The sequence below is a fragment of the Halobacillus sp. GSS1 genome, assembly GCF_017307035.1.
Classification (GTDB): Bacteria; Bacillota; Bacilli; order Bacillales; family Halobacillaceae; genus Halobacillus; species Halobacillus litoralis.
Genome location: NZ_JAFLHE010000017.1, coordinates 40934 through 49744, shown reverse-complemented (window position 1 = coordinate 49744; position 8811 = coordinate 40934). Strand labels below are relative to the sequence as shown.

General features: G+C 44.7%; 8 protein-coding genes. All 8 read right to left on the bottom strand.

The genetic code is table 11. From position 1 onward, the window contains the following. Positions 1-253: 253 nt before the first annotated feature. The 8 genes from lysS to ftsH all read right to left on the bottom strand — a co-directional run bounded on the left by lysS (position 254) and on the right by ftsH (position 8703). Positions 254-1744 (bottom strand): lysine--tRNA ligase, encoded by a 1491-nt coding sequence (lysS, locus tag J0K78_RS18450; RefSeq protein ID WP_160916767.1) that lies wholly within the window; start codon positions 1742-1744, stop codon positions 254-256. Between the two features lie 223 nt (positions 1745-1967). Continuing rightward, positions 1968-2465 (bottom strand): 2-amino-4-hydroxy-6-hydroxymethyldihydropteridine diphosphokinase, encoded by a 498-nt coding sequence (gene folK / locus J0K78_RS18445; RefSeq protein ID WP_160916769.1) that lies wholly within the window; start codon positions 2463-2465, stop codon positions 1968-1970. After that, positions 2462-2827, bottom strand: a complete 366-nt coding sequence (folB, locus tag J0K78_RS18440) for a dihydroneopterin aldolase (protein WP_160916771.1) — start codon at positions 2825-2827, stop codon at positions 2462-2464. Before folB ends, folK begins: the two co-directional genes overlap by 4 nt. Then, positions 2820-3653, bottom strand: coding sequence for a dihydropteroate synthase (gene folP, locus J0K78_RS18435; protein ID WP_206948381.1), 834 nt, complete (start codon positions 3651-3653; stop codon positions 2820-2822). The genes folB and folP overlap by 8 nt, the downstream gene beginning before the upstream one ends. A 124-nt stretch (positions 3654-3777) precedes the next feature. After that, positions 3778-4704, bottom strand: coding sequence for a cysteine synthase A (gene cysK, locus J0K78_RS18430; RefSeq protein ID WP_206948380.1), 927 nt, complete (start codon positions 4702-4704; stop codon positions 3778-3780). A 157-nt stretch (positions 4705-4861) separates the two neighbouring features. After that, the gene (gene hslO, locus J0K78_RS18425) at positions 4862-5752 is read right to left on the bottom strand and encodes an Hsp33 family molecular chaperone HslO (RefSeq protein WP_206948379.1); all 891 of its coding nucleotides are present in this window, start codon (positions 5750-5752) and stop codon (positions 4862-4864) included. A gap of 5 nt (positions 5753-5757) precedes the next feature. Then, positions 5758-6549 carry a type III pantothenate kinase gene (locus tag J0K78_RS18420; RefSeq protein WP_160916779.1) on the bottom strand — a complete coding sequence of 264 codons (792 nt, stop codon included), beginning with the start codon at positions 6547-6549 and terminating at the stop codon, positions 5758-5760. A 129-nt stretch (positions 6550-6678) separates the two neighbouring features. Further along, positions 6679-8703 carry an ATP-dependent zinc metalloprotease FtsH gene (gene ftsH / locus J0K78_RS18415; protein ID WP_206948378.1) on the bottom strand — a complete coding sequence of 675 codons (2025 nt, stop codon included), beginning with the start codon at positions 8701-8703 and terminating at the stop codon, positions 6679-6681. Positions 8704-8811 lie beyond the last annotated feature (108 nt).

The window sequence follows — 8811 nt, the reverse complement described above, 5'->3', positions numbered from 1 at the left end:
TTTGCCGCTTCAAAACAGCGACCTAATTAATATATCATGTGTAGTTGTTTTCGTCAACAACTTTTTATGATTTATTTTGTTAAGCCGTTGCGGCTTGCCGCTCTCTTAATGCGACAAGTAATAATATATCACGGCATCCAAAACCACGCAATAGGTTTTTCATAAAAAGATAATTCAGATTATTACCCTTCACATTAAGTAAGATTTCAGATAAAACACAATCCCTCTGGAAGAATCCAGAGGGATTGAAAACTTATGATTCACGATTTCTCATTTGCGGGAACAGCAGGACGTCACGAATAGAAGGCGAGTCTGTCAGCAACATGACTAGACGATCGATTCCAATCCCCAAACCACCCGTTGGAGGCATTCCATATTCAAGGGCTTCCAGGAAGTCTTCATCCATCATATGAGCTTCATCATTTCCTTCTTCTCGTTCTTTCAACTGAGATTCGAATCGTTCTCTTTGATCAATCGGGTCATTCAACTCAGAGAAAGCATTCGCGTGTTCACGACCAACGATGAACAACTCAAATCGGTCTGTGAATCTTCCATCCTCTGGATTCTTCTTCGCGAGAGGAGAGATCTCTGTTGGATGGCCATAAATAAAGGTAGGCTGGATTAACTTTTCTTCCACGCGCTGTTCAAAGAATTCATTTACAATATGACCAAATGTCATCGTATCTTTAATATCAATACCATGTTCTTTAGCAAGCTCTTTCGCTTGGTCATCAGACATCTGCTCCCAGAAGTCTACACCTGTGTGTTCTTTGATAGCATCTACCATATGGAGACGTGTCCACTCTGGTTCCAGATCAATTTCCTGTTCATTGTAGGAGACTTTCGTTGTACCGAGAACCTCTTTAGCGATATGTGCAACCATGTTTTCGGTAAGGTTCATGATGTCATGATAATCAGCATAGGCTTCATACAGCTCAATCATCGTAAACTCAGGGTTGTGACGAGTAGAGATTCCTTCGTTACGGAATACACGGCCGATTTCATATACTTTTTCCAATCCACCTACAATCAAACGCTTCAAGTGGAGCTCAATAGCAATACGCATATACAACTGCATGTCCAGCGCATTGTGGTGTGTGATGAACGGGCGGGCGGAAGCTCCACCTGCAATCCCGTGCATCAATGGAGTTTCTACTTCTAAGAAACCTAAACCATCCAGATAACGGCGCATAGACTGAATAATCTTACTGCGCAGAACAAACGTATCTCTGCTATCAGGGTTCGTAATAAGATCTAAATAACGCTGACGATAACGTTGTTCGACGTCCTGCAAACCATGGAATTTTTCAGGAAGTGGACGGAGAGACTTCGTAAGCAATTGATATTCCGCTGCTTTCACGGAAAGTTCTCCTACGTTCGTTTTGAACATCACACCGGAAACTCCTACGATATCTCCCAAATCAGCAGATTTGAAAAGATTGTCGTAAGCTTCCTCTCCAATTTCATCTTTACGAACATACAGTTGAATTTGGCCAGTCAGGTCCTGAATATGCGCAAAACCTGCTTTTCCTTTTCCACGCTTTGTCATGATACGTCCAGCAATGGTTGTTGGGAACTGCTTTTCCTCCAGCTCCTCTTTCGTATATTGATCGTACTTCTCTATTAAATCTTGGGCGTAATCTGTGCGGTCAAATTTGTCACCAAAAGGGTCGATGCCCTGTTCGCGGTGATTATTCATCTTATCGCGACGCACCCGCATATGTTCATTCAGTTCTTCTGTCATTGCTCTCACTCCATTCCCTGTTCTTTTTGAGTACTTACCGTTACAATAACAAAAACTGCCAGCATGGGACTGGCAGCATCTAACTATCGTTTAGTATAAAAAAGTACTATGTGCGTGTCAATGTTGAAAGGGGAACGATTCCTGCATTTACTCCTCTGGTGGTTTCAACAGCCCCTCAATACAAATGTCTTGGTCATCGTCTATTTAACCTTGGACGAGTCCGCTAAATTCTTCCCCACTTGTTCATGCTTCTCACTTCTTCTGACGGAAGCAGTCCTAGAACTTCTCCCGCTGTTTGTTTCAAATGAGGGAGGAAAGCTTGAGCATCCACGTCCGCTAAAGGAACCATCACAAATGCCCGTTCATGCATATGGGGATGCGGAATCGTTAATTGCTCTGTTTTCATTTTCTCCTGATTATAAAGCAATATATCGAGATCAATTGTTCGCGGTCCCCATTTTATCACCCGTTTCCTCCCCAGTTCCTGTTCAATACCCTGGCAGTACTCCAACAATAAGGAAGGGGACAAATCTGTTTCCACTTGAATAGCCATATTTAAAAAGTCGTTTTGCTCGGTGTAACCGACTGGGGCGGTTTCATAGACTGCTGACATTTTTCGGACCGTTATATTCTCGTGCTCCTCCAGCAGAGAGATGGCATCTTTCAGAAATACTTCCCTTGGTGATATATTCGACCCTAAGGCTATATAGGCGCTATTCATGTTTCCCGTCTCCGGTAAATCTCTATCGCCACCGATTTGTAATGCCCCGGGATCGGAGGGTCGGGTTTATATACTTTTACGAGACACCCTTCTAACAGCGGAAATTTACTGAAAAGTTCATTGGCGAGTTTTTCTGCCACTGTTTCGACGAGTTTGTGGTGTTTTCCTTCCACGGCTTCTTTTGTAACCTCATAGATCGCACCATAATCAATCGATTTTGTCATGTCGTCGGATTCAGCTGCAGGCTTCAAGTCCAACTCAAGCTCAAGGTCCACATAGAACCGTTGCCCCAGTTTATTTTCTTCTGGAAAGAGACCATGGTATCCCCAGAACTCCATTTGATTTACATATATCTTATCCAATTCCTTCACCCTTTCCGAGCATAGCATCCATCATTTTTGTCATACGTACAATGGGCTTCACATCATGAACTCTCACTATATCCACGCCTTGCGCGACTCCATAACAGACGGTTGCCCCTGTTCCTTCCATCCTTTCATCTTTCGGGAGGTCCAGGGCTGTACCTATGAATGATTTCCTGGATGTTCCTAGTAAAAGCGGGTAGCCGAGTTCTTTCAAATCTGCCAAGTTTCGCATGACCTCCAAGTTTTGTGCTTGCGTTTTCGCAAACCCGATGCCCGGATCGAGAATGATATGCTCGTCTTTAACTCCCGCCTCCCTGGCTGTCTTAATACTTCTTCGGAGGTCATTTTTCATGTCATCCAACAAAGACTTATAATTTCTATCTGACCGGTTATGGGTCAGGATGATCGGTACACCATACTGCGCAGCGACGTCAGCTATAGCAGGCTCTTTGATCGCTCCCCATACATCATTGATTATCGATGCCCCTGCTGCAACCGCCTTTTCAGCCACTTCTGCTTTATAAGTATCAATGGATATAGGAAGCGAAACCGCCTTCTTGACTGCCTGGATTGCAGGGATTACCCGAGCCAGTTCTTCCTCAACCGTTACAGGACGATGACCGGGCCGAGTGGATTCGCCTCCGATATCAATGATATGTGCGCCTTCTTCCTCCATCATCTTCGCTTGTTTTACAGCGTGATCGAGATCAAAATAGAGCCCTCCATCAGAAAAAGAATCAGGTGTAATATTAAGAATCCCCATCACAAGAGTTTCCTTTGTAAAATCGAACGTTTTTTCAGAAGTACTTAATTTGGTGTTCATAGGTTTCCCTCGTTTCCATCATTCTCTTCCCCTATCTTACATCATTTCAAAATTTCTATCACACGTACACAATTGGAAACATAAATAAAAAAACTGCACCCCATAGAGGTGCAGTCGTCTAATGTTATTCTTCGTCAAACTGATAAAGGGGAGTAGATAGATAACGCTCACCGTTACTAGGGATGATTGCCACAACTTTCTTCCCTTTGCCTAGCTTTTTGGCCACCTGCTTCGCCACATGGATCGCTGATCCAGAAGAGATTCCTCCAAGAATACCATCTTTTCTCGCGGCTTCCCTTGCAGCTTCGAATGAATCTTCCTTCGTCACCTTAACCACTTCATCATAGATTTCTGTATTCAAAATACCAGGCACAAAACCTGCCCCAATTCCCTGGATCTTATGTGGACCAGGGTCTCCACCAGATAAGACTGGTGACTCTTCGGGCTCGATTGCATAAATTTTAATGTCCGGGTACTTCTCTTTCAACACCTTACCGGCACCCGTGATGGTTCCACCTGTTCCGATACCTGCAACAAATGCATCCAGTTGATCACCCATCTGCTCGACAATTTCCGGTCCGGTCGTTTTTTCGTGAATGAGTGGGTTGGCTTCATTGTTGAACTGTTGAGGCATAAAATAACCCTTCTGATCTTGAAGTTCAGCAGCCTTTTTAATGGCACCTTTCATCCCTTCACTGCCTGGAGTGAGAACGAGTTCTGCTCCATAAGCGCGCAGAAGGTTACGGCGTTCCTGACTCATCGTATCCGGCATAACAAGTATGGCTTTATAACCTTTGGCCGCTGCGATCATCGCCAAACCAATTCCCGTATTCCCGCTGGTTGGTTCTACAATGGTATCGCCCTCTTTGAGACTACCATCTTTCTCAGCTTCTTCAATCATGGAAAGAGCAATGCGGTCTTTAACGGAACTACCCGGGTTCATGTATTCCAGTTTAAGGTAAACATCTGCACTGTCTTCATCGGCGCTTCCGTTCAGTTTGACCATTGGAGTTTGACCAACTAATTCGCTTACGTTATTTACGATTCTCAATACATTCACTCCCAAAACCAAGGATTTTAATAGGATTTAAACCTAATGTACTTAATAACCGTACAATTGTCAAACATTTCAATCATGTCTTCGTTACCGTTAAAGGAAAAGGCGAAACCGTGGTTTCGCCTTTTATTATATCAGTTTTCGTATTCATTTATGAGGTGGGATCCGCGCCTTCAGATTTCAGTTCCTTAAGGTCTTCCACACTGAACTGGTAATCTTCGTTACAGAAGTGGCATTTCGCTTCTGCTCCCTGGTCCTCGGTAATCATTCGCTCGATTTCTTCATTCCCAAGACTGGCAATGGCCATTTCCACGCGTTCCCGTGAGCAGTGGCACTGGAACTTGACTGGCATCGTGTCCAGGATACGCACATTTTCCTCTCCAAGAACTGTGTGCAGAATTTCTTCCGGGGTTTTGCCGTCGCGTACAAGTGAAGAAATCGCAGGCATTTCTGATAGTCTCTTTTCAATCTGGCTCGTCGTCTCTTCATCAGCTCCCGGCATCATTTGGACAATAAATCCACCAGCAGCAAGAATAGAGTAATCCGTATCTACAAGCACACCAGCCCCGACAGCTGAAGGCACTTGCTCAGAGTTTGCAAAATAATAGGTGAAATCTTCACTGATCTCACCGGACACCAGTGGGACTTGACCTGTAAAGTGATCTTTCATCCCCAGGTCCTTGACGATACTCAACGTCCCTGACGTCCCAACCGCTCGTGCCACATCCAGTTTTCCTTGGGCATTCGATTCGAAATCAACATGAGGGTGTTTGATATATCCGCGCACTTCTCCTTTAGAGTTAGCATCGGCGATAATGGCACCGGCAGGACCGTCACCTTCCACCTTTACTGTGAGCTTATCATTACCCTTGAGCATCGCACCCATCATGCCGCTGATGGTTAACGTCCGTCCTAGTGCTGCTGATGTCGTTGCCCATGTGTCTTGTCTGCGTCTTGCTTCTTCGACTGTTTCTGTTGATTGAATGGCATAAGCTCTGACCTGGCCGTCGAAACCTATGGCACGCACTAAATAATCTGACATGCTGTTCATTCTCCTTTAAACGCTTTTTTCTCTTTGTTCCTTTGATATATCTTATGAAGACCTTTCAACGTCAAGTAAGGATCGACATGGTCGATCGTCCTTGATTGACCGGCGATTAAATTGGCAAGACCACCGGTAGCAATCACTGTCGGTGTCTGCTCGGAAGTTTCTTTCATACGACGAACAACTTCATCGACCTGACCTACATATCCATAGTAAACGCCGGACTGCATGGCTTCCACTGTGCTTTGACCAATCACATGTTCCGGACTCTTAATTTCGATTTTTGGTAGTTTGGCTGCTTTTGCATAAAGAGCCTCCATCGAAATATTGACCCCCGGGGCAATTGCACCCCCAAGGTATTCCCCTTCAGCATTAATATAACAATAAGTGGTAGCTGTTCCAAAGTCGATGATCACTAAAGGAAGTGGATACTCATCAATGGCCCCTACCGCATTGACCACTCGATCGGCACCGATCTCATTAGGGTTTGGGTATTTCATCGGCAATCCGTGATCCACCATTCCTTCACCTATGATCATCGGCTGCTTTTTAAAATAATAACGAGACATACGATCAAGTGCAAACATGATCGGTGGTACAACGGACGAGATGATTACGCCGTCCATATCTTCAAAACGCAACCCTTCATGATCGAAGAGTGATTTAATCAACATTCCAAACTCGTCTTCTGTTTTATGACGATCGGTTTTAATCCTCCACTGATACTTTAAAGAGTCATTTTCAAATACGCCTAACACAGTATTGGTATTTCCCACATCAAGGACAAAATTCATACATGAAGCCTCCCGTGTCATTTCCTTCGGCTACCATCATATCACAAGAACCTGCTGTTTCGCTCTTCTAGGACACAGAAAAAGCCACACCTCCCGTTTCAGGGTTGATGTGGCTTTGCTCATGAACCTTTAAGAACGACGATCCTCTGAATCAGATGGACCTTCATCTTTCTTTTCTTCCTTCGTTTCTTCATGAGTCTCTGTCTCTTCTACTTGTTCATCTTCTTTGGACTGAATGGTCACACGGACATCTTCATTGTTGGAAGACGTGTTGTTCTTGATTTTCGCATTGTGTTCACGTGCGATTTCTTCAAGCTCTTCATCCGTCGGAAGACGACCTTTATCAAATAGAGAACGGATTTGAGTTGCATCAAGTGTTTCGACATCTAATAATGTCTTCGCAATTAACTCAAGCTTATCTTTATTTTCAGTGAGGATCGTTTTCGCACGGTCATAACAGTACTGAATGAAGTTCTTCACTTCCTGATCGATTTCATAAGCAATCTGGTCACTGTAATTCTGTTCGTTCTGGATGTCACGTCCAAGGAAGACCTGACCACCGGAATTAGAGCCGAACTGTAGTGGACCGAGCTTTTCACTCATTCCATACTCTGTAACCATTTTACGTGCGATACTTGTAGCACGCTGGAAGTCATTATGAGCTCCTGTACTTACTTCACCAAAGATGATTTCTTCAGCTACACGACCACCGAGTAATCCTGTAATCTTATCGAACAATTCTGGTTTCGTCATGAAGTAACGATCTTCCTTAGGAAGCATGACGGCATATCCACCTGCCTGCCCACGAGGAACAATCGTAACTTTATGGACCATATCGGCATCATCCAGCACCATACCGATTACTGTGTGTCCACTTTCGTGGTGGGCAACGATATCGCGTTCTTTCTTAGAAATGACACGACTCTTCTTCGCCGGCCCTGCAATTACACGGTCGATTGCTTCATCAACGTCATCCATATCGACTTTCTTCTTATCTCCACGCGCAGCTACTAGAGCAGCTTCGTTCAATAAGTTTTCCAAGTCGGCACCAGAGAAACCTGGTGTACGAAGCGCAATTGTCTTCAAGTCGACATTCTCGGAAAGCGGCTTGTTCTTCGCGTGTACAGCAAGTACCGCTTCACGGCCTTTAACATCTGGGCGATCGACTGTAATTTGACGGTCAAAACGACCAGGACGTAGAAGTGCCGGGTCCAGGATATCCGGACGGTTGGTTGCAGCGATAATAATGATTCCTTCATTGACACCGAAACCATCCATTTCAACAAGCAATTGGTTCAATGTCTGCTCACGCTCATCATGGCCTCCGCCAAGACCAGCGCCACGTTGACGACCTACGGCATCAATTTCATCAATGAAGATGATTCCCGGTGCATTCTTTTTCGCATTTTCAAACAAGTCACGGACACGGGATGCACCGACACCGACGAACATTTCCACAAAGTCCGAACCACTGATGGAGAAGAATGGTACTCCCGCTTCACCAGCTACGGCACGTGCAAGCAATGTTTTACCTGTACCTGGAGGCCCCACTAATAAGACACCTTTAGGAATACGTGCACCGACCGCAGAGAATTTACGAGGGTCTTTAAGGAAGTCAACGACCTCAACAAGCTCCTGCTTCTCTTCATCTGCTCCGGCAACATCTTTGAAACGCACTTTCTTCTTCTCTTCTGAATACATCTTCGCCTTACTCTTACCAAAGTTCATCACGCGACTTCCGCCGCCCTGTGCCTGGTTAAGCAAGAAGAAGAACAAAATAAAGATAATGACGAACGGGATGATGGACGTTAGAAAAGTCACCCATGCGCTGGGCTGCTCTTCTTGTTCAACAGTCAGATTACTCTGTTCTTGAGCGGTCTGTGTGATTTGAGCAATGACTTCATCATTAGCTGGAAGTTGTGCGACGAAAGTTTCGCCCTCTTCCGCTCCCTGTTCTTGACCAGTTACACGAATCACCCCATTGACAGGCTGAATCGTCATTTCCTGGATTTCACCATTATTCAATTTATTGTAGAATTCATTGACATTATATTCTGTTTGCGGATCACCTTGACCTCGGAATAGACCGACCACGCCGATAACCACGAGGAAGATAAGTAAGTAAAATATGGTATTACGAAAGATCCGGTTCATTGCCTACCTCCTCCCAAACGAGAAAAACTATAGTAAATACTACCATACCAAAAACGGCCGACACAACTAATTACCCTTGACATAGATACTTTCAAACTTCCCATCACA

What these genes read in the sequence shown, in the direction of transcription:
- ftsH (WP_206948378.1), bottom strand. Translation starts at nt 8,703, where the DNA reads ATGAACCGGATCTTTCGTAATACCATATTTTACTTACTTATCTTCCTC.
- lysS (WP_160916767.1), bottom strand. Translation starts at nt 1,744, where the DNA reads ATGACAGAAGAACTGAATGAACATATGCGGGTGCGTCGCGATAAGATG.
- folK (WP_160916769.1), bottom strand. Translation starts at nt 2,465, where the DNA reads ATGAATAGCGCCTATATAGCCTTAGGGTCGAATATATCACCAAGGGAA.
- J0K78_RS18420 (WP_160916779.1), bottom strand. Translation starts at nt 6,549, where the DNA reads ATGAATTTTGTCCTTGATGTGGGAAATACCAATACTGTGTTAGGCGTA.
- folP (WP_206948381.1), bottom strand. Translation starts at nt 3,653, where the DNA reads ATGAACACCAAATTAAGTACTTCTGAAAAAACGTTCGATTTTACAAAG.
- hslO (WP_206948379.1), bottom strand. Translation starts at nt 5,752, where the DNA reads ATGTCAGATTATTTAGTGCGTGCCATAGGTTTCGACGGCCAGGTCAGA.